General features: G+C 50.9%; 19 protein-coding genes. 11 read left to right on the top strand and 8 right to left on the bottom strand.

All coding sequences use genetic code 11. The features are described 5' to 3' along the window. Nucleotides 1-39 precede the first annotated feature (39 nt). The 4 genes from BUE76_RS11450 to BUE76_RS11465 form a co-directional block, all read right to left on the bottom strand. Entirely contained in the window at nt 40-249 is a 210-nt protein-coding gene (locus tag BUE76_RS11450; RefSeq protein ID WP_143157418.1) for a hypothetical protein, read from the bottom strand. Between the two features lie 167 nt (nt 250-416). Further along, nucleotides 417-743 carry a hypothetical protein gene (locus BUE76_RS11455; protein WP_143157419.1) on the bottom strand — a complete coding sequence of 109 codons (327 nt, stop codon included), beginning with the start codon at nt 741-743 and terminating at the stop codon, nt 417-419. A gap of 135 nt (nt 744-878) precedes the next feature. Continuing rightward, nucleotides 879-1,772, bottom strand: coding sequence for an aldo/keto reductase (locus BUE76_RS11460; protein WP_073046381.1), 894 nt, complete (start codon nt 1,770-1,772; stop codon nt 879-881). A 187-nt stretch (nt 1,773-1,959) separates the two neighbouring features. Continuing rightward, nucleotides 1,960-3,291 (bottom strand): 4Fe-4S dicluster domain-containing protein, encoded by a 1,332-nt coding sequence (locus tag BUE76_RS11465; RefSeq protein ID WP_073046384.1) that lies wholly within the window; start codon nt 3,289-3,291, stop codon nt 1,960-1,962. Nucleotides 3,292-3,475: 184 nt separating this feature from the next. Here BUE76_RS11465 and BUE76_RS11470 point away from each other — a divergent pair, with 184 nt between their 5' ends. Continuing rightward, nucleotides 3,476-3,985 carry a phosphoribosyltransferase family protein gene (locus tag BUE76_RS11470; protein WP_073046387.1) on the top strand — a complete coding sequence of 170 codons (510 nt, stop codon included), beginning with the start codon at nt 3,476-3,478 and terminating at the stop codon, nt 3,983-3,985. Nucleotides 3,986-4,201: 216 nt separating this feature from the next. Here BUE76_RS11470 and BUE76_RS11475 read toward each other — a convergent pair whose 3' ends face one another. After that, the gene (locus BUE76_RS11475) at nt 4,202-5,149 is read right to left on the bottom strand and encodes a DUF2279 domain-containing protein (protein WP_158069959.1); all 948 of its coding nucleotides are present in this window, start codon (nt 5,147-5,149) and stop codon (nt 4,202-4,204) included. An 80-nt stretch (nt 5,150-5,229) separates the two neighbouring features. Between BUE76_RS11475 and BUE76_RS11480 the strand changes: the two genes are divergently transcribed. Then, on the top strand, nt 5,230-6,954 hold the full coding sequence (locus tag BUE76_RS11480) for a phospho-sugar mutase (RefSeq protein WP_073046390.1): 1,725 nt from the start codon (nt 5,230-5,232) through the stop codon (nt 6,952-6,954). Between the two features lie 145 nt (nt 6,955-7,099). On the opposite strand, the gene BUE76_RS11485 is transcribed toward BUE76_RS11480, so the two are convergent. Then, entirely contained in the window at nt 7,100-7,699 is a 600-nt protein-coding gene (locus tag BUE76_RS11485) for a methyltransferase family protein (RefSeq protein ID WP_073046393.1), read from the bottom strand. Here BUE76_RS11485 and BUE76_RS11490 point away from each other — a divergent pair. From BUE76_RS11490 to trhO, 6 genes are all read left to right on the top strand, one after another. Next, entirely contained in the window at nt 7,698-7,940 is a 243-nt protein-coding gene (locus BUE76_RS11490; protein ID WP_073046396.1) for a hypothetical protein, read from the top strand. The genes BUE76_RS11485 and BUE76_RS11490 overlap by 2 nt on opposite strands. Continuing rightward, nucleotides 7,937-8,593 (top strand): protein-L-isoaspartate(D-aspartate) O-methyltransferase, encoded by a 657-nt coding sequence (locus BUE76_RS11495; protein WP_073046399.1) that lies wholly within the window; start codon nt 7,937-7,939, stop codon nt 8,591-8,593. Before BUE76_RS11490 ends, BUE76_RS11495 begins: the two co-directional genes overlap by 4 nt. 183 nt (nt 8,594-8,776) lie before the next feature. Continuing rightward, the gene (locus BUE76_RS11500) at nt 8,777-11,230 is read left to right on the top strand and encodes a penicillin acylase family protein (protein ID WP_073046400.1); all 2,454 of its coding nucleotides are present in this window, start codon (nt 8,777-8,779) and stop codon (nt 11,228-11,230) included. A 3-nt stretch (nt 11,231-11,233) separates the two neighbouring features. Next, nucleotides 11,234-11,581, top strand: a complete 348-nt coding sequence (locus tag BUE76_RS11505) for a hypothetical protein (RefSeq protein ID WP_073046403.1) — start codon at nt 11,234-11,236, stop codon at nt 11,579-11,581. 137 nt (nt 11,582-11,718) lie between these two features. After that, nucleotides 11,719-12,066, top strand: a complete 348-nt coding sequence (locus tag BUE76_RS11510) for a hypothetical protein (RefSeq protein WP_073046406.1) — start codon at nt 11,719-11,721, stop codon at nt 12,064-12,066. 186 nt (nt 12,067-12,252) lie between these two features. Next, entirely contained in the window at nt 12,253-13,305 is a 1,053-nt protein-coding gene (gene trhO, locus BUE76_RS11515; RefSeq protein WP_073046409.1) for an oxygen-dependent tRNA uridine(34) hydroxylase TrhO, read from the top strand. A 170-nt stretch (nt 13,306-13,475) separates the two neighbouring features. On the opposite strand, the gene BUE76_RS11520 is transcribed toward trhO, so the two are convergent. After that, entirely contained in the window at nt 13,476-14,408 is a 933-nt protein-coding gene (locus BUE76_RS11520; protein ID WP_073046412.1) for a phosphoribosylaminoimidazolesuccinocarboxamide synthase, read from the bottom strand. Nucleotides 14,409-14,598: 190 nt separating this feature from the next. Here BUE76_RS11520 and BUE76_RS11525 point away from each other — a divergent pair, with 190 nt between their 5' ends. Next, nucleotides 14,599-17,337: a TonB-dependent receptor gene (locus tag BUE76_RS11525; protein ID WP_083596652.1), complete on the top strand. Its 2,739-nt coding sequence runs from the start codon at nt 14,599-14,601 to the stop codon at nt 17,335-17,337. A gap of 21 nt (nt 17,338-17,358) precedes the next feature. Further along, a complete protein-coding gene (locus BUE76_RS11530) occupies nt 17,359-18,456 on the top strand; it encodes a fasciclin domain-containing protein (protein WP_083596653.1) in 1,098 nt (365 codons plus the stop codon). Between the two features lie 357 nt (nt 18,457-18,813). On the opposite strand, the gene BUE76_RS11535 is transcribed toward BUE76_RS11530, so the two are convergent. After that, on the bottom strand, nt 18,814-19,797 hold the full coding sequence (locus BUE76_RS11535) for a hypothetical protein (RefSeq protein WP_073046417.1): 984 nt from the start codon (nt 19,795-19,797) through the stop codon (nt 18,814-18,816). A gap of 129 nt (nt 19,798-19,926) precedes the next feature. Between BUE76_RS11535 and holA the strand changes: the two genes are divergently transcribed. Next, on the top strand, nt 19,927-20,925 hold the full coding sequence (holA, locus tag BUE76_RS11540; protein ID WP_073046419.1) for a DNA polymerase III subunit delta: 999 nt from the start codon (nt 19,927-19,929) through the stop codon (nt 20,923-20,925). Nucleotides 20,926-21,091: the final 166 nt, after the last annotated feature.

Genomic DNA, 21,091 nt, shown 5'->3' on the forward strand with positions numbered 1-21,091 from the left:
AATCTGAGCACCCGTATCCTTGCTGTAAGGCTTTTTATTTTACTCGCTGTTCCGGTCTGGCTGGCGGCCTTTCTTTTTCAGGTTGCCGGTCTTTGTTTCTTTCTTGTTGTGCGTTACATCATCACCTTTACTGTCCTGCTCTTCGTTTTTACGGCTATCCAGGTCGTCGCGGGTTTCGGGTCGTGGACGGTGTCCTGCCATTTGTTTATTCTGCATGTTATTCATGCTGCGTGATCCTTTCATCGTCATGGTTAAAAGTTTTGTGGTTCAATAGCATTGGGCCACAAATCATACCAAAACACAACCGGTGATGTGCAAGATGTAGAAAGGTTTCAAAGAGGAGCAACCCAGTTTAATACTTAAAAGAACTGCGCTGTACAACCGCCGTAAATTGCCTGGCTATTAAAATGAAAATCCTATTCAGCAGTATCATCATCATCCACACTGCGGTCGCCTACTCCCTGGTTACTATCACCAGCCATCCGCGGCGGGATGGGTTGGTTGATATCGTCGTTGGAAGCCTGCATAGTATCATCTTTTGTGGGGTCGGTCTGGTCATCGCGTTCCGATTCTTCCGCAGTTTGCAAGGTGATATCGCCGTTTACATAAATAGGCGTGGTGTCCGATTCCCGGTTGGGATTAAGTTCATCACCCCGTATGGTGTCGGGGCCTTCGGTGCGGTCGTATTCGCGGATTTCTCCTGGTTCACCCAGTCCGTCATCTTGTTTTTTGTCTTGAGCCATGAGGGTAATTTTTATTACTACCATCAGCTATTGTGCCAAGGGGATGCTGCCTGCTTTCCAACGGTTCTGTCCACAGCTAACAGGTATTCACAACCTGTTAGCTGTGGACCATCAGTTCGGCTTCTAGGTCGGGGCTTACCGGTGTTGCTGGTAGGTAAGACCGGGTGCCACACCCCGCAGGCGGCTATAGCTTTCCTGGTCCAGCGGCGGTTCCTCCAGGGCTGCCAGCGCTTCCTGTAACTGCTGCGGGGTACGTATGCCCACCACGGCGGAGGTAACTGCCGGGTGTTTAAAAACAAACTGGAGGGCCGTGCCGGTTAAGGTTCGGGAACCGGTGCCGACAGCCGCCATTTCCTGTGCCGCCCTGTCCACAACCAGTTCCCCATATTCGAGGTAAGGCTTGGGCGGTTTGCCCAGAAGCAATCCCTGTGCAAGGGCGCCTCGCACCAACACCCCGATATTTCCCGAATAGGCCAGATCCAAAATATCTTCTTCAGGGCGTCGGTCCAGCAAGCTGTACTGAACCATCAGGCTGTCGATGCCGACATGGCCCACCCAACGGCGCACCACGTTGGGCCGGATAGAGGAAATGCCATAGGCCCTGATCTTGCCCTGCTGTTTCAGCAGTTCAAAAGCTTCAATGGTTTCGTCCGTGGGGTCGTCGATGGTGCCGCCATGCAACTGGTAAAGGTCGATGTAGTCGGTTTGCAAACGGCGCAGGCTTGCTTCCGCAGCCTCGAGGATATAAGCTTTTTTGGGGTTCCAGTCCCAGCCGCTTCCATCGGGTCGCCACTGGTTGCCCACTTTTGTGGCAATAACTACTTCGCCCCGCTTTTCGCGGAAAGCCTTGCCCACCAGTTCTTCGTTGGCACCCTGTTCGTAGAGGTCGGCAGTATCAAACAGGTTAATGCCTTTTTCAAATGCCTCTTGCAGCAGCGCTATATTATCTTCCGTATTGCCTTTTAAAGACATACAGCCGAATGCAATACGGCTAACCTGTAATCCGGAGCGGCCAAGGGGGAGGAGCATGGGAAAAGATTGGGTGATTGGGTGATTGGTGATTGGGGTATTGGGTATTGGTAAACAAACTATTTAAGCTAAAGAAAAAAGAGCGCCAAAGGTTTTATCCCAGGCGCTCTTTTTTATTGTTAGATGCGTGTATTTGAGAAAACATTTACCAACCACTAATCGTTAATTCCCATTACCTAATACCCAATTATTCCTCCTTGCTCATCAGTTCTTCGGCCCAGCGGTCGCGGTCGTCAGGAGCAAATTTCCAGGGGGCAAAGTTGTTTTCCACGTTGCTGTACATGCCGTTCCACTCGCCGGGCTGGTTGCTTTCTTCCAGGGCCAGGTAGCGCTTCATCTGGTTGATGATGCTCAGCGGGTTGATCAGTACGGGACAGGCCTGCACACAGGCCTGGCAGGAGGTACAGGCCCAAAGTTCTTCGGTGGTGATATAATCGTGGAGCAGGTTTTTGCCGCCTTCAGGCGCAGAACCGCTGTTGCCGTCCATGGTGGCACCCAGTTCTTCCACCCGGTCGCGGGTGTCCATCATGATCTTGCGGGGGGAGAGTTTTTTTCCAGTCTGGTTGGCAGGACAGGCTTCGGTACAACGGCCGCATTCGGTACAGGTGTAGGCGTCGAGCAGGTTTTTCCAGCTCAGGTCGGTAACGTCCTTGGCGCCAAACTTCTTGGGTGCTTCGGCGGCTTCTGCCGGAATCTTGTCGGGCTCCATGGCATACAGCACTTCCCGCTGTATTTCGGGCATATTGGTCATCTCGGCCTGTGGCTCCACCTTCGCATAGTAGGTGTTGGGAAAGGCCAGGATGATGTGCAGGTGTTTTGAATATGGCAGGTAATTGAGAAAGGCGAAAATGCCCACAATGTGCAGCCACCAGGCAATGCGTTCAATGCCTACTAATGCACCCGAAGGCAGTCCTTGCAATGCCGGTGCAAGCAAACCCGAAATCCAGAAATTCGTTTGTACTTCGGCGTAATGGCCATACCCCTGCAATTGCAAAGCCCTGTCGGCACCATTCATCAACAGGAACAGCGACATCAGCACAATTTCAAAAGTGAGGATGATATTGGCATCGCTACGGGGCCAGCCATTCAGTTCGGCCATGTTCAGGCGGCGCACTTTCAGGATGTTCCGGCGGGCCAGGAAAGCCACACAGGTAACCAGTACCAGTACTGCCAGTATCTCAAAAAAATTAATTACAAAAGCATAGAAGCCACCCAACACCCCGGCAAACAGGCGGTGGGTACCCAGCAGGCCATCCAGTACAATTTCCAGTACCTCGATGTTGATGATGATAAAGCCTGCATACAGGATAAAGTGCATCAGGGCCACAAGGGGTTTGTCAAACATCCGCTTTTGGCCAAAGGCCATCAGCAATACGTTGCGCCACCGGTCGGGATGGGGCTTGATGTCCTCTTCGCGTCCCAGGTTAATATTGCGGCGAATGGCCTTTACTTTTTTGGCAAAAATGAAAATGGCAGCAGCCGCTAGTACCAGAAATAAAATTTGTTGCACAAGCTCCATGTTCCCGGATTAGATTTGCGCTAAGTTAAGTCAGGAAAAAGAGTTTGCCGTTGGCAGATAAGAGTTTGTGGTAAAGCTGTTGCTAAAAAATGGTGAGGCAGGTTATTGTGCAGCCTATTTTGGTAAGACCCTTTTTCGTTCCACAATCACTACCCCCGGCGCTTTCACAACCCAATAATTGTACATGTCCGCACATACTGCTGTTCGCAATCAAATACTGTCGCAATCTGATGTTGGGCGCCGCCTGCGCCGCATGGCTATTGAAGTAGCCGAAAACAATACCGGGGAACCCGAGCTGGTGGTGGCCGGTGTGAACGGCAATGGAATGGTGGTGGCCCGCCAGCTGATAGCTGAGTTGAGGCAACTGCTGGCCATCAGTATTTCGGTGGTGGAGCTCCACCTCGATAAGCTGCAGCCCCTGGAAGTTTCCGTTACGCCGCACATGGATTTTTCGGGTAAAAACATCCTGATCGTGGATGATGTGGCCAATAGCGGCCGCACCCTGCTGTACGCGGTAAAGCCTTTTTTGCAATACCAACCCAAAAAGATCCAGACCCTGGTGCTGGTGGAACGGAGCCACAAGGTTTTTCCCGTTACCTCGGACTTTGTAGGCTTATCGCTTTCCACCACCCTGCAGGAGCATATCTCGGTGGAAACGGCAGGTGCGGAGATCACGGGGGCTTGGTTGCATTAACCCCCTGTCCTTCCCAAAGGGGGAGCTTAGGTAGGAGATTATATGTTTTAATAAGTTGTTCTTATTCGGACACTGATGGGAACACGCATAGAACGGATGGGACGGATAGAAGCGGATTTTGATTTTTTCTTAAGTAGCCAGACTGGTTTATTCTAAACAACCATCTGTTATTATCTGTTCCATCCGTCAAATCCGCGTTCCCATCAAAACCAATGATCAAAAGAATCCGCCCTTCAGTTTCCCTCCTTCCAAATTCAACCCTGGTGTTGGCAGCTTCAGGCAATTGAGTGCAAACAAAAGGGTACGCACTGCTTTCCGGCCAGTTTTGATTCGGGTGAAATCGATATCAGGAGCAAGGTACCACTGTCTTGACCTTTGGATGTCGGGGCGGTGAAAGGTGCAGTTACCATTCTTATCAAAAGCTTCGTTGCGGAAGCCGCCATACATTCCACTGGCACCATAACCCATTGCAAGGTTGAGCCAGGAAGGCAGCCGGCTTTGCTCCAGGAATGATTTCAGGTTTACGCAGAGCCAATAGGTTTGGGTGTTGTAATCTTTTAAGGCCCTTTCTGCAAAATTTGTCCCGAACAACTGCCTCGCCCTTACCTCCAAATCGGCAGGGTACCGCCTGGGCATAACCGAGAATTTGAACTGAATGCGCTGTTCTTTCCATGCCAGCTCTTGCCCCGCAAACAATAAAGTTCCTGCGGTATTGGCTGCCATATCTGCCCAGCTCCAGCCCCATTTTTCAGAATGGGCATCCATCCACTCAATCCCGGTAAGATAGACCAGGCTCCCTGCGCCCGCAGCCAATAAGGATTGTTTTTCCTCCAAACCGGCCCACCGCCACATAGGGGTATTGGCCCTTGCCAGTTGGTACGCCGACCAGCCATGACCGAGCTTGTCCATCTGCAGCCATTCGCGGCCATCATTAAACAAGTGAAAACCGGTTCGGGCATATTGCTGGTACCATGCTTTGTTCAGGGCAAAAAGGCTGGCGCCATAAGCCAGTGATATGCCGCAGGCAACCTGCAGGGGCCGTTTGGTGCCCTGGCTCAGCTGATGTGGTACACCTGTTGTTGGTGCCGGTGCATGCAAGCTATCCTGTCCCTGGCAATAGGGGGCAAGCAGTAGCAGCCAGCATAGGGTACACCATGTTTTCATGAACCCAAATGTACCTTGCTGCGCCTTTTTATGTACACTTGCAAAACTTTTCACCTTACGCACCAAAAAATTATTATTTGATGGACGCAGCAATACAACAAAGAGTAGATACCTGGCTGAATGGCAATTATGACGAAGAAGTGAAGGCAGGCATCCGCAAGCAGCAGTCGGAAAACCCCGATGACTTGGCTGATGCATTTTACCGCAACCTGGAATTTGGCACCGGTGGCCTGCGTGGCCTGATGGGCATTGGCACCAACCGGATGAATAAATACACGGTGGGTATGGCTACCCAGGGCTTTGCCAACTACCTGCGCCAAACCTTTGGTGAAGGCGAGATCAAAGTGGCCATTGCACACGACAGCCGCAACAACAGCCGCTTCTTTGCCGAAACCACTGCCAATGTTTTTGCCGCCAACGGCATCAAGGTGTTTCTTTTTGAAGACATGCGCCCCACACCGGAATTGTCTTTTACCATCCGTCACCTGGGTTGCCAGGGCGGTGTGGTATGTACTGCTTCGCACAACCCCAAAGAATATAACGGTTATAAAGCATACTTCAACGATGGTGGCCAGCTGGTGCCCCCACATGATAAAAACGTGATTGCCGAAGTGGAGAAAATTGCTTCGGTAGATGAAGTGAAGTTTACCGGCGGTGAAGCCAATATCACCATCGTGGGCAAAGAGCTGGATGAGGCTTATATCCAGATGGTAAAAGGGCTGAGCGTGAACCCCGATGTAATCGCGCAGCAAAAAGACCTCAAGATCGTTTATACACCTATTCATGGTACCGGTATCAAACTGGTGCCACAGGTGCTGAAAGCTTACGGCTTTACCAATGTTTCCATTGTTGAAGAGCAAAGCGAGCCCAATGGTAATTTCCCTACCGTGGTTTACCCCAACCCCGAAGAAAGCGAAGCCATGAGCATTGGCCTGAAAAAGGCTGAAGCTCTGGATGCCGACATCCTGCTGGGTACCGACCCCGACAGCGACCGCGTAGGTATTGGTGTGAAAGATAATGAAGGCAAATGGGTACTCCTGAATGGCAACCAGACCGCTGTGCTGGCATTCAACTACCTCATTGAAAGCCGCAAGGAAAAAGGCCTGCAGCAACCCAACGACATGGTGGTGAAAACCATCGTGACCACCAACATGATCGATGTGTTTGCCGAGCGCAATGGCGTTAAATGTTACAATGTACTCACCGGCTTTAAGTGGATCGCGGAGTTGATCAAGGAAAAAGAAGCGGCCGAAAACTATGTGATCGGTGGAGAAGAAAGCTATGGCCTGATGATCGGCAAGGAGCTGCGCGACAAGGACGCCATCAGCGCTGTTGCCATCCTTTGCGAAATGGCTGCTTATGAAAAAGCCCATGGCCGCAGCCTGTTCCAGAAGTTGCTCCAGCTGTATGTTGATTACGGCTTTTTCCTCGAGCACCTTATTTCCATCACCAAGAAAGGCCGCGACGGCCAGCAGCAGATTGCCGATATGATGGAGCGCTTCCGCAACAACCCGCCGCAAACCCTTGCAGGCAGCCCTGTTGCCACCCTGCTGGATTACGAAAAGCGGGTACGTACTGACCTGCAGAGCGGACAGCAGTCGCCCATTGAACTGCCCAAGAGCAATGTGTTACAATTTGAAACCGCTGATGGTACCAAGGTGAGTGCCCGCCCAAGCGGTACCGAACCCAAGATCAAGTTTTATTTCAGCGTGAATGCTCCTTTATCATCGGTTGAGGAGTTTGAAAAAGTTCAAAGCGAACTGAAGGCTAAGATCCAGACCATTATCAGCGACCTGGCACTTTAACCCCCTGTCCCCATGAAGGGGGAACTTAGGTCATTTATTTACTTTAAAGATAACGCCCCTCTGCTATAGAAGGGCGTTATTAATTTATGCATGTTGAACTAAATCTTTCTACAATAAAGCAGCCCCTCCGGCCCAAGTTCCCCTTTCAGGGGGACAGGGGGTTCGGTATCAACTTCGGCACTTGTTTACGGTACTGGATATAGCTGTCGCCAAATTCCCTGATTAGCTTTTGCTCTTCCCACTCAATTGCCAATAGGGTGTAAATGGTAATGACGCTATTGGCAATCAGGAGGGCAACAACAGGGTAGTAGAGCCATCCACCCCAAATGGCAAGAAAGGTACCGGAGTACAACGGGTGGCGCACATAACGGTGAATGCCGCTGATCTGGAGTTGGTTGGCCGCCTGTTCATCGTTCAGGTACAGGCTTTTGAGGCCGCTCAGGTGCATGAAATATTTGCGTATGCAAATGGCCATCACCACCATGCCACCAATACCTACCAGTATACCCAGTGAGCGGGTCCACCAGGTGGGCCCAAAAACAAGGGGAGAATCAATTATAAGGTGGTACCACACCAGGATGCCAAGGGTCAGGAAAGCAAAAAGGGTATAATACAACCGGTACAGCCGGAACTGCCTGCCCATGAGTCGTTGCATCATGCCCTTCCACCTGATACTTGCCAGCAGGCTATGCAGGGCGCAAAACAGGATCCAGCCGAAGAGCAGTACAAGGTGTGCGGTATTCATGCAGGTACAAGGTAAAAACTATTATGCCATACAAGATTTTAATATCGGCTTCACCGCACGGGTTTCTAAAACCTGTGAAGTGTGTGTTCAAACCGGTTTCCGTGCGATCCAGTTTTTTTCCACAACCCCTCAAGCCCGGCAGTATGGCGGGGTTGAGGCCTTTTTTCCCACCTTGTTTTTGATCGTTTGGGCCATATATAAAATGGCGCAACCCTGCCCGCAGGCTATCTTTGCACCATGAGGAAGTACGAAGACAGCTACCGCCACAAAGGGCTACGACGAAAACTGGTTGAAACCATCCGTGCTAAAGGTATCACCGATGAAAAGGTGCTGGCTGCCATCGAAAATATTCCCCGTCATTATTTCCTGGAATCTGCCTTTGAAGATGTGGCTTACGAGGATCGGGCTTTCCCCATTGGCGAAGGACAAACCATCTCACAGCCTTATACCGTTGCCTACCAAACGCAGCTGCTGGAGGTAAAACCTTTTCAGAAAGTGTTGGAAATTGGTACCGGCAGCGTTTACCAGGCTTCGGTGCTGGCCGAAATGGGCGTACAGGTGTTTACCATTGAAAGGCAGAAAAAGCTGTTTGACCAGAATAAAAAATTTGCCTACCTGCGTAAGTATCCCAACATCAAATTCTTCTATGGCGATGGCTTTGAAGGCCTGCCCACCTATGGTCCCTTCGACCGGGTGATCATCACGGCGGCTGCACCATTTGTGCCGCAAAAACTGATTGACCAGATGAAGCCCGGAGGCATTATGGTTATTCCTGTTGATGCCGGCGAGTACCAGATCATGAAGCGGTTAATCAAACAAGCCGATGGCTCGGTGGTGGAAGAAGCTTATGATCGCTTTTCCTTTGTGCCCATGCTGGTGGGCAAAAACGATTAACCTGCCCGTTCAGGGATGCAGGCTTACTGAATAGTCCTAAACTGTTGTGGTAAATTTTATACTTTCGGCGACGGCAGCAACCGTCGCCTTTTAATTGGCTTCCGGGTTAGTGCCCTATAAACCATTCAATCAACTTATAACCGTTCCGGTTGCCAGGCATAAGGCTGCTGGTAGATATCATTTATGCGCATACTGCCATTTCTTGTTTCCACAACCATTACCATCGCCTTGGTGATTGGCGCCAATAATAAGTGGGGCGGCATTCCCCCGCTGGGTCGCTTCCTCAGTCCGCAACAGGGCTTTTGGCAAAATGCCGAAGCGGCTGACCACAGCTTTTCCGGCTCTGTTGGCAATGCCAAACTACAGGGCAGGGTGGACGTGCATTTCGACAGCCGCCTGGTCCCCCATGTTTTTGCCGAGGTGGACCGCGATGCTTTCTTCGTGCAGGGCTACCTGCATGCCCGGTTCCGCTTGTGGCAAATGGATTTCCAAACCCGCGCAGCAGCGGGCCGTATTTCGGAAGTGCTGGGAAATGACCCGCGCTACCTGCGGTACGACCGCGACCAACGCCGCATGGGTATGGTATATGCGGCTGAAGCATCGCTTGCCGAGTCGGAAAAAGACCCCATGACCAGGGAGGTTATGGATGCCTACACGGCGGGGGTAAACGCCTATATCGAAACCCTTACCGAGAGCAGCCTGCCCATTGAATACAAACTGCTGGATTATCAACCCGAACGTTGGTCCAACCTGAAATCGGCCATCTTTTTAAAGCTGATGAGCAATGACCTTGCAGGGCGCAATTATGTACGCGACATCGAGTTCAGCAATGTAAAATCCATCTTTGGTGAAAACGCCATAGGCATTCTTTACCCGCAATTATCCGATTCATCACATCCCATCGTTCCCAAAGGCACCAGGTTTGACACTGCCGGCGTAAAGGTGCGCAAGCCTGCCACCGCCGATTCGCTCTACTTTCAACGCGATACGGCTATAAACGCCAAGGTGCCGCAAAGCATGACCCGCCTCAACGGCAGCAACAACTGGGCGGTGGATAGTTCCAGGTCTGCGTCCGGTCATCCCATGCTTGCCAACGACCCGCATCTTGGATTGAGCTTTCCTTCCATCTGGTACGAAATGCAGCTCCATACCCCCGAGATGAATGTTTACGGGGTTAGCTTCCCCGGCACACCTTCTATTGCTATTGGTTTCAACGACAGCATTGCTTTTGGCTTCACCAATGCAGGCCGTGATGTGGGTGAATACTACAAAGTGCGTTTCCGCGATGGCAAAAAGGATGCATATTGGTTTAATGGCAAATGGGAACCCACCAGGCTAAGGGTAGAGCAAATAGCCGTTCGTGGCAGTGCTACCATTTCGGACACGGTGGCCTATACGATATTTGGACCGGTGCTATACGATCAAAGCTTTGCATCGGACGATATTCCAGTGGCTGACAATACAGGCCTTGCTTTCAGGTGGATGGCGCATGAACCTTCCAACGACCTGCAAACCTTTATCAAGCTCGATAAGGCAAAAAACTATACCGATTACCGCAATGCCATTAAGACCTATGCCTGTCCCGCCCAGAATATGTTGTTTGCTGCCAAGTCGGGTGGTATTGCCATCTGGCAGCAGGGACGTTTTCCTGCTTTGTGGAAAGGGCAGGGGCTGTATGTTATGCCCGGCGAAGACAGCAGCTACCTGTGGCAGGCCTATATTCCATCAAGGGAGAACCCGCATGTCATCAACCCTAAGTCGGGTTATATCCAAAGCGCCAACCAGCGCCCTGTAGATTCAGCTTATCCTTACTTTATACCCGGCGACTACTTTGTGCCGCGCAGCGTGTCCATCGACTCGCAGCTGGCACAGTTGAAAAAGGTAAGCGTAAAAGACATGATGCGTTTGCAAAACAGCAACCACGACTATTTTGCTGCCATGGCTGTTCCTTTACTGGTACGCTACGCCGATGCTGCCCGGCTGAACGCCACTGAGCGGAGGTTGCTTACCGAAGTCAGCCAGTGGAATTTCGTTGCCGAACCAGAATCCGAATCACCTACCATTTTCAAAGCCTGGTGGAGCGAACTGGATACCCTGGTGTGGAGCGATGAATTTGCCAGGATCAAACAAATCAAGAGCTTCCCCGACGACCAGACCCTGCTGGAGCGCCTGCTCCGCGATTCTGCTTTTGGATATGTAGATAATATCAACACGCCGCAACGCGAATCCCTGCAGTTTCAGGTAACAGCAGCACTGCGGAATGCCGCAGCCCGGTTGCAGGCAGGCGATGATGGCATGGAATGGTGGAAAGAAAAGAATACCTCCATTTACCACCTGTTGCGCACCGCTGTTACGCCATTTGCCAGAACAGGATTAAAAACCGGCGGCTGGAAAACGGCGCTCAATGCCCAAAGTGCCACCCATGGCCCCAGTTGGCGGATGATTGTACACCTGTCGCCCGAAACGGAAGCTTATGGTGTGTACCCCGGAGGCCAGAGTGGTAATCCCGGCAGCCGTTTTTACGACAACCTGGTAGATACCTGGGCTGCTGGCAAGTACTACCGTCTGTGGGTTATGAAGAAAGCAGACCGGGATCATCCCCGCGTGAAATGGACCCTTACCTTTCAACACATTTGATTTATGCGCTTTTTACTAGCTACCCTACTTACGGGATTACTGGCCTATTTCGCCGGCTTATTGTTGCCCTGGTGGGTGTTGGCCGTTATCGCTTTTGCTGTCGCAGCCTTATTGCCCCAACGCCTGCTGCCGGCCTTTCTTTCCGGTTTTTTGGGGGTGTTCCTGATGTGGAGCTTTGTTGCCGCATGGATAGATATAAAGAACGGCAGCCTGCTGTCGCATAAAATAGCGCAACTCCTGCCCCTTGGCGGCTCTTCGGTGCTACTGGTGCTGGTGAGTGCTCTGGTAGGTGGATTGGTTGGTGGCTTTGCCGCAATGAGTGGTGCCTCTTTGCGCCAGCCGGCCAGGTGAGTTTTGGCTTTTAGCACCAGGCATTAAGTTGGGATAGCCTACCAGAAACTGCTTTGTACAGGTTACTTCCGAAATCTAAAATCCGCAATCCCAAATCCCAATACCTTTGCCGCAACCTCTGAACCAAACCCAAGATTATGGCCCTTAGTTCGACATCGCTGCAACCCGTGCAGCAGCCCGCTCCTGTAGTACCCCAGTCTAATAACAATACCGAAGCCGCTGCCTTGCTCAGCGCCATGATGCTGGCTGCCTATGCGGGCACCAAAGGCCGCAAGCAATTGCGTAAGCTGCAGCGCAAAGCCACCTGGATGGTGGTGAAGCAAAAGGTTCGTTCGGTTTTCCGCAAGGATGAACTTTCCGAAAGACAAACCATCATTTATATCCTCCTGGGTATTGCTATCCTGGCGCTCTTGTTTGCTGCCCCTGTGGCAGCCCTGGTGCTGGCCATCATTGGCTTGGTACTGATTCTTACAGGCACCATCTGATCTTTGTCAGCTTAGCATTTCAGCAACATGCCATGGGTTATCTTTGCGGCGCTGTTTCCCTTAAACCTTGAAGGTTTTTAAAACCTATAAGGTTTACCGGGGGCGCAACACACCAGGCTGGTATATAAAACCTGCCTGGTGTGTCAAATTTTGTCTGCCCTACGAGCAGTACTTAAAATTTAACCCATGGCATTTTTACACAACCGTGTCTCCAACGAGGAGATGAAAAAACGTTTGTACGCTGAAACAGAAGCGCGTACTACCATTTCTTTCTACCAGTATTTTCCCATTGCCGATCCCAGGGCTTTCCGCGATGAGCTGTATGCAGCCCTCGATGCACTCAAAGTGTTTGGCCGCATTTACGTAGCCCAGGAAGGCATCAATGCCCAGATCAGCGTACCGGCTTCCAATTTTGAAGCCCTTAAAGCCTACCTCTATTCCATTGAGGCATTACATGGCCTCCGGCTCAATGTAGCTGTTGATGATGACGGCAAATCATTCTGGATCTTAAAAATAAAAGTGCGGGACAAAATCGTTGCCGATGGCATTGAAGACCCCGGCTTTGATATGGCCAACCGCGGCAAATATGTAAATGCCGAGGAGTTCAACCAGTTGACCGATGACCCGGATACTATTGTCATCGATATGCGCAACCACTACGAGTTTGAAGTGGGCCATTTTCAAAATGCCATTGAAATTCCTTCCGATACCTTCCGCGATCAATTGCCCATGGCTGCAGATATGATGCAGCATGCCAAGGACAAGAACATTATTATGTATTGCACGGGCGGTATCCGCTGCGAAAAGGCCAGTGCCTATATGCTCCACCAGGGCTTTAAGAAGGTATACCACCTGGAGGGTGGCATTATCCATTATGCCAATAATGTAAAAGCAAAGGGGCTGCCCAATAAGTTCAAGGGTAAGAACTTTGTATTCGACGACCGATTGGGTGAGCGTATATCCGACGAAATCATTGCCCATTGCCACCAGTGCGGCAAGCCCGCCGATACGCATGTGAACTGTGTGAACGAAGGTTGTCACCTGCTCTTCATCCAGTGCGAGGAATGCAAAACAAAATATGAAGGCTGCTGCAGCACAGCATGTCAGGAAGTGATTCACCTGCCGGAAGCAGAACAGGAACAATTGCGAAAAGGCGTGGTCAAAGACCGCAATGTTTTTAATAAAAGCAAAAGCCGGCTCAGACCAAGGCTGAACGAAATAGACAAAGGCGCCGTATAGGCGCCTTTCAGTTTGGGGGATTTTTATCCAGTCGTTTTCGGATATTTTGCCGAAGAGGGACAATAGCTGGAATGACTGTACTGTTTTATCCAATTGTTTAAAGGATTAAAATAAAAGCGCCCCAAGAGGCGCTTTTATTTTAATCCTTTAAAAATCCTGTTCTTCACCGGTCAATGCTTCCTGATTTCCTGCAATGCATCCACAATACGGCCATAGGTTTCTTCCTCATCCAGCGGCTGCTTTTGAAACTGGGTGCCGGTTACTTTTTCAAATAATTCAATATACCGTTCGGAGATGGTGTTGATCCATTCGTCGGTCATTTCAGGAACATGCTGTCCTTCCTTGCCCATGAAATTGTTGTCAATCAGCCATTCGCGGACAAACTCTTTACTCAGTTGCTTTTGTTTTTCACCCGATGCCTGCCTTGCTTCAAAGCCATCGGCATAAAAGTACCTGGAAGAGTCCGGAGTATGGATTTCATCCATCAGTACGATCTGCCCATTGCGTTTGCCAAACTCGTACTTGGTATCGGCAAGGATCAGTCCCTGTTGGCGGGCCAGCTCATTGCCGCGGGCAAAAAGCTGCAGGGCAATGGTGGATATTTCCTGCCATTCGGCTTCGGTAACCAGGTCCTGGCGGATGATTTCAGGAACAGAAATATCTTCATCATGACCCTCACTGGCCTTGGTGGTAGGCGTGATGATGGGAGCGGGGAAGAAGTCGTTTTCCTTTAGTCCTTCGGGCATGGTTACGCCGCATAAGGTGCGTTCTCCGCTGCTGTAGGTGCGCCAGGCATGTCCGCAGAGGTTGCCGCGTACCACCACTTCCACTTTATAGGGAACACACTTATACCCAATGGATGCATTGGGCGCCGGCGTGCTGATCAACCAGTTGGTGCAGATATCGCGGGTATGCTCCAGCATAAAAGCGGCAACGCCATTGAGCACCTGGCCTTTGTAGGGAATTGGGCGGGGCAGGATCACATCAAAGGCAGAAATACGGTCGGAGGCGATCATCACCAGCAGGGTGTTGTCGATGGTATAAACATCGCGCACCTTACCCTGATAAAATCCCATTTGGTCGGGAAACTCGAACTGCGGCATGAAAAACGGTTTGTGATTGGGTTTCAAAGGTGCAATATGTACGCTTTTCTGAACAAATAATTTTCAGTGATCCCTTTCTCTTTCGTTATTTTACCTTTAAATACTCCAGCTTGCTTGCTATTACCGGGCGCATTTCCCAACTGTTATGCATGCAGGGTCCTTTTGTATCCGATAAACCAAAATTGGTTCTATGATGAGAAAACTACGCTTATGGGCGCTTGTGCCCGCTCTTTTATTTACCCTGTTTGCACAGGCCCAAGGCATTACGCTCAATGGCGTGGTGCGCAACAGCAGCACCCGCGAACCCGTACCCGCCGTGTCGGTCTCGGTTAAGGGAGGTGGCCAGGGTACCTATACCAACGAAAACGGCGTTTTCCGCCTTTCTGTTCCCAGCCTGCCTGTAGTGCTGGTGTTTTCCTCCGTTGGCTTCGATGCACAGGAATCCACTGTCAGCAATGCAAAAGCTGCGTTGAACATTGATTTTGTTCCTGCCTCTTCGCTTGGACAGGAAGTGGTGGTGTCCGCATCAAGGGTACCCGAGCGGCTGATGGAATCGGCTGTGACGGTTGAGCGGGTAAATGCCGCATCCATCCGCAATGCGCCTGCCGCATCTTTTTATGATGTAATGGCCAACGTAAAAGGCGTTGACCTCACTGCATCTTCCCTCACGTTTAAAACACCATCTACCCGTGGCTTCAATGGCTCGGGCAACCTGCGCTTCAACCAGCTGATGGATGGTATGGACAACCAGGCTCCCGGGCTCAACTTTGCCGTGGGTTCCATTATTGGCGTTACGGAACTGGACGTGGAAAGCATGGAGCTGCTGCCCGGCGCTTCATCGGCCCTCTATGGCCCCGGTGGTATGAACGGCACCCTGCTGATCAACAGCAAGAACCCTTTCCGTTATAAAGGCCTGTCGCTCCAGGTAAAACAAGGCATCATGCACGTGGACGGCAAGTACCGTGATCCATCGCCATATTACAATTGGAACCTGCGTTATGCCAATACCGTAGGTCAGAAGTTTGCCTATAAAATAAACACTGAGTTCATTAAGGCTAAGGATTGGGTAGCTGCCGATTACCGCAATTACAACCGCACGGGTATCATCGGTAACATTGATGGCAGTACCCGCGAAAACAATCCCAACTACGACGGTGTAAATATGTATGGCGATGAAACCACCGCCGACCTCCGCCAGGTATTGGCGGGTATTGGCCAACAAGCGCCTTTCCTTGCTCCTTATATAAACACCCTTTCCGGTCAGCCCATCAATGTTTCGCGTACAGGTTACCGCGAGGCCGATGTGGTAAACCCCAACACCATCAACTTCAAGTTGTCGGGTGCCATGCATTATAAATTCAACCCGCGCCTGGAAGCGGTAGCTGCCGCTTACTGGGGTACCGGTAATACTGTTTACACAGGCAGCGACCGCTACTCGCTCAAGGACCTCAAGATCGGCCAGTATAAACTGGAACTGAACCACACCAACTGGTTCCTGCGTGCTTATACCACACAGGAAAACGCCGGCCAGAGCTATAACGCCACCGTTACCACCCGCCTGCTCAACGAGGCCTGGAAACCCAGCACCGGCAGCACCGGCTGGTATGCGCAGTACGGACAGGCTTTCCTGGCAGCCAAGCTGGCAGGTGCCAACGATGCTACCGCACATGCACAGGCACGCAACCTTGCCGACGTGGGCCGTCCTGCTGCAGGTACTCCCGAATTTAAAACCCTGCTCGACCGCATCCGTAAAGTGCCCATCCGCAATGGGGGTGGTTTGTTTGTTGATAAAACCGACCTCTACAACTTTGAAGGCCAGTACAACCTTTCGCACCTGACCCGCAGTTTTGCCGACATCCTGGTGGGTGCCAATTTCAAGCGTTATGTGCTGAACTCTGGCGGTACCCTGTTTGCCGACAGTACCGGCACCATTGGCATCAACGAAGTAGGGGCATATGTACAGGCTTCACGCAATATCCTCGAAGACCGCGTAAAGCTGACTGTATCGGGCCGGTACGACAAGAACCAGAACTTTGAAGGCCGGTTTACACCCCGTGCCACTGCCATGGTGAAGCTGGCGAAGAACAATAACCTGCGCCTGTCGTTCCAGACCGCTTACCGTTTTCCTTCTACCCAACAGCAGTGGATCAACCTGGATGTAACCGGCGGTCTGAAGCTGATTGGCGGTGTTCAGGACCTGAAGAATTTTTACGGTTTCAATACCAATCCTGTTTACCAACTGGAAAGCCTGACCAGCAACCCGCCGGCACCCAAAGTGGCCAATTTCAACCCGCTGAAACCTGAGTCGGTTACTTCTTACGAAGCAGGTTATAAAGGTTTGCTGGCCGCAGAAAAGCTGCTGGTGGATGTGTATGGCTACCTGGGACGTTATACTGATTTCATTGTGCGCACTGTTGGGGTGCAGTCCAAAACCGGCAATGTTGCCGACCTGGCCAACCGCGCCAACTGGCAGCTGTACTCGGTGCCTGTAAACAGCACCGGCAAAGTGGCAACCTATGGTTACGGCATCAGCCTCGACTACCGTTTGCCCGCCAACTTCACCGCAGGTTTCAACTTCTCTTCCGATGTACTGGACAATGTACCTGCAGGATTTGTGGCTTATTTCAACTCGCCAAAATACCGCACCAACCTGTCGCTGGGTAATACCGGATTTGGCAAGCAAAAGAATATGGGCTTTAACCTTACTTACCGCTGGCAGGATGCTTTCCTTTTTGAGAGCGATTTTATCACCGGCCAGATTGAAGAAGTACAAACCCTGGATGCACAGTTCAGCTATCGCTTCGCCGACCGTAAAACCGTATTCAAGGTAGGGGGCAACAATATCCTGAACCAGTATTACCGCAATGGCGCGGGTAACCCCTCAATAGGCGGGTTGTACTATGTAAGCTTTGGTTACAATATTTTCTAATCCACAACTCCCTTTGCAGCTATGTTATCTACTATAAAAAGGAAAACGGCGCAGTGGTCCCTGGTGGCCATGGCAGCCCTTGCCCTGCAATCTTGCGTGAAGAACAAGGAATTTGAAGAAGTTCCTGTTCCGCCAACCCCTTCCGTTCCCAACGGCTCTATTGCGCAGGTGTTGGGCACCGATCCCAATTTCAGTATCCTGGTGGCCGCAGTGCAGCGTGCCGGCATCGCTACCGCACTGGGTTCCGGTGATGTACGCTATACGGTTTTTGCACCCGACAACGATGCGTTTGCCGCATCGGGTTTGTCGCTGGCAGCTGTAAACGCCCTGCCACCGGCTACCCTCCAGGCCATTTTAAGCTACCATGTGGTACCCCAGGCACTGGCATCAACCGCAATCCCGGTAACCCAGTTCAACCTGCAAATGCCTACGCTTTTGCAGCTGCCTGGAGGCAACCCGCTGATCAAGAATTCTATCTTCCCGGCACGGAGTGCCAGGGGTGTTTATGCCAATAATATCCCGATTAAACAAGCCGATATCCTGGCGGGCAGTTCCGTGATCCATAAAGTTGCCGCCGTGGTTATGCCACCCGCGCAGTTGATTGCCCAGATCATTGGTGCCGATGCCGACCTGAGCATCCTGCGTGCTGCCATTACCCGTGCCGACTCAGGCCAGGTTGGTTTGAACAGGCTGGATTCCGTGCTGCGTTTTGGCGTTGCCAATGTAACCTTGTTGGCACCCACCAACGATGCTTTCCGGGCACTTTTTCCTCCAGGTACGCCAGATGCCGTCATCATTGGCGCCCTCAATACTCCGCAGGTTTTCCCTGCGCAAAGGGTTCGTGGAATTGTGGCTTACCACCTGCTGGGTTCCAGGGCTTTTAGTGTAAACCTGCCCGCAGGACCGCAGTTTGTGCCTACCCTGCTGAATGGCTCGGTAGCTGCTCATCCGGGTGTGCGGGTAACCACAACCTTTACAGGTCCCATGGCTACCCAGGTGCGACTGGAAGGTGTGGGTAATATTGCCGCCAGCCAACCCGCAGCTCGCGTGCTTACCGCCGACCTGAACGCAGTGAATGGTGTGGTACACAAAATTGACCGGGTATTGCTGCCGCAATAGGGAAGCAGCTTTTGGCTGTTGGCTTTTAGCAGCTAGCTGTTTCTATCATATGGTAAAAGTTTAAGGCCAAAATGAAAAGCCGGAACAAAGGTTCCGGCTTTTCATTTTGGCTTGCTGTTGCAAAGCTTTGGTATTGCCATTGCGTAAAAAAGCAATTTTGATATAGAACTCCTTATAAATTTATCCAACATGCGTATCTAATCATTGCACGTCATTCGAGTTTTAATGCAACAACAATTCAATGATTGACTTCAGTCCTTACATTCTTTTTGCATTGCCAAAGGACATAAAAAAACCGCTACACCTGGGTGTAGCGGCTCCGAGTTTCTAGGGCAATGAAAATGTGTTGTGCAAATATTATCCGAAGATGCCGCCCTTCTTCAGGCTGCGGATGCCTTCAGCAATTTTGAAACCGTTCTGGTAGATTTCAATTTTGTAATTACCTGTTTGGAAATCGCTTTGACGGAGGGGAACCTGCACGGTTTTGCGGGTGCCTTGCTCATAATCGATAGCGGTTTTAAAGGTAAAGGTCTTGTCGCCTTCGGCACGGGTGGTGAGCATGCCGCTACCCATTGAAGGATCGGAGATCACCTGGCCGTTGGGGGCTGTAACAACCACGTACAGGTCGGCGGGGCCGGAACGGGCAATGCGGTTTTCTACATCAAAAGAAACAACTAGCTTGTCTACGCGCTTGGCAGTAGCAGTTTCTTTTTCTTTACCGTTACGCTTTTCGTTAACGGGTTTGATCTGGATATTGCTGGCAGTAAAAGTAGAAGCTACATCAACAGTGGTAGCCAGTTCATCTTTTTCTGCGGTAGTGGTTTGAAGGTTGGTTTCCAGTACCTGGCGCTCCTGGCTCAGTTGCTGGTTGTTGGCAGCCAGTTCCTGGTTTTCACCGGAGAGGCGGGCCACTTCCAGTTCCAGGTTGGCGATCTTGCCATTCAGTTCGTCGATCAGGCCACGGGCACGGCGCAGGTCGGCAGCGGTAGCATTCTTATCATTCAAAATGCGGCGGATCTCGCCACGCAGGCGGCTGATATCGCTGTTGCGTTCTGTTACCTGGCCCTGCAGGTTGTTGTTGTTGCCGGTGATGGAATCAAGTCTGGTAAGCGCATCGTTGTACAATAACTGAACAGAGTCGCGGGACGACATCGCGGTGTTGGCAGAGGTCTGCGTGATCTGGATTTGCTCATCCGACTTGTTCTTGTCGTAGAGGAAATAACCCCATGTTCCCAATAGGCCGGCGGCCAATACACCGATTAGAATGTTCCGGCTGGTATTGCCCGAGTTGTTGCCATTATTTTGCGGAGTGGAGGCTGAGGGATAATTCGTGTTGGCCATTGTAGCGTTTTTTGTTGTTCTAGTTACGTTCTTTGTGTGAAATTAGGCTTTGCCGTTAATTTCGTGGCTGCAACTTTCTAAAACCGTGCCAGAAAGATAACGTGTTGATCCTGAATATCTAAAATCATTATGACGGCGGAAAAGATCATTGGCGACCTGAAAAAAAAAGCGTTTAAACCGGTGTATTGGCTTGAGGGGGAAGAAGACTTTTTCATCGACCAGGTAGTAAAATACGCCGAACAGGAAATACTTCCCGAAAGCGAAGCCGGTTTCAATCTTACCGTTTTATACGGCAAGGACACCGACTGGACACAGGTGATCAATACTTGTCGTCGTTACCCCATGTTTGCCGAACACCAGGTGGTGATATTGAAAGAAGCACAAGAAATGCGCCAGATAGAAAAACTGGAAGCCTATGTGGATAAGCCGCTCACTTCAACAATACTGGTGGTGGCGTACAAAGGCAAAAAGGTGGATGGACGCACCAAGCTGGCCAAACTGCTGAAGGAAAAAGGCGGAATGCTCACCACTAAAAAGTTGTACGATAATGAACTGCCCGACTGGACGCAGAACATGGTGCGGAGCAAGGGTTTTACCATCAACAATAAAGCGCTTGTACTGCTGATTGACCACATCGGCAATGACCTTAGCCGGTTGAGCAACGAGATCGACAAACTGGCCATCAACCTGGGCGAGCGCCGCAATATTACGGAGGATGATATCGAGCAATATATTGGTGTAAGTAAGGAGTTCAACGTGTTTGAACTGCAACAGGCCATTGCTGCACGCGATATGTACAAGGCCATCCGCATCATCAATTATTTCGAAGCCAATCCCAAGGCAGCGCCCATTCAACTGATCCTGCCTTCCATCTACAATTTCTTCAGCAAGGTGCTGATGGTTTTTGCAGCGCCCTCCAAAGATGAAAATACCATCGCTACAACCCTTGGGGTGAACCGCTTTTTTGTCCGCGACTACCTGGCTACTGCACAACGCTACAGCCAGCAGGCTGTGGAGCGCATCATTCTTTTATGTCACCACTATAACCTGCGCAGCATCGGTATCAATGATGCGGGCACGGAGGATATGCAGTTGATGAAAGAGTTTGTGGTAAAAGCGATGAGATGAGCAGGTTTAAGGTTTTTTGTTTTTGGTTTGGAGTTAGGTGTTTGGGGTTAGGGGTTTGGAGTTGGAAAACTTTGTGTAACGAGAGAATGCCATTGCACCATAGTGTCTGTCCTTTAGACTTGCACTTGTAAATACACAGGAGCTTTAGCCTTTGTTTCAGTACACT

Origin of the sequence: Cnuella takakiae (assembly GCF_001953305.1) — a bacterium.
In the GTDB taxonomy this organism is placed as follows: Bacteria; Bacteroidota; Bacteroidia; order Chitinophagales; family Chitinophagaceae; genus Flavisolibacter; species Flavisolibacter takakiae.